Source organism: Rhizobium sp. 18055 (genome assembly GCF_902706285.1).
Lineage (GTDB): Bacteria > Pseudomonadota > Alphaproteobacteria > Rhizobiales > Rhizobiaceae > Rhizobium.
The window spans coordinates 1-381 of sequence record NZ_CACSKD010000512.1 but is presented as its reverse complement, the minus strand read 5'-3'; the positions used below and the strand labels follow the sequence as shown (position 1 = coordinate 381).

1 protein-coding gene is annotated in these 381 nt (G+C 60.6%); it reads right to left on the bottom strand.

What is annotated here, in order from left to right; translation table 11 throughout:
• Positions 1-298 (bottom strand): 30S ribosomal protein S6 (gene rpsF, locus GVL52_RS32795; RefSeq protein ID WP_160012820.1); only part of this gene is annotated, 298 nt, incomplete at its 3' end.
• Positions 299-381: the final 83 nt, after the last annotated feature.

The following is a 381-nucleotide window of genomic DNA, read 5'->3' as shown; positions in this document are numbered from 1 at the left end:
AAGCACCGGTCTCGGCCTTCTTCTTCACCACGGTCAGGTGGCGCAGGACGGCGTCGTTGAACTTGAAGGCATGCTCCAGCTCGGCCATCACGGCCTGATCGGCCTCGATGTTCACGCACAGGTAGTGGGCCTTGGCGAGCTTGTTGATCATGTAGGCCAGCTGACGGCGGCCCCAGTCTTCCACGCGGTGGATCTTGCCGCCGCCGGCGGTGATCATGCCCTTGTAGCGCTCCAGCATGGCTGGAACCTGTTCGCTTTGATCCGGGTGGATCAGCAAGATGATTTCGTAGTGACGCATGCAATCTCCTTCTGGGATGAGCCACCCGCCGCGTCATGTGAAGCAGTGTGGCAAGGCAAAGCCGGCGATTATAGCGTAGGCCC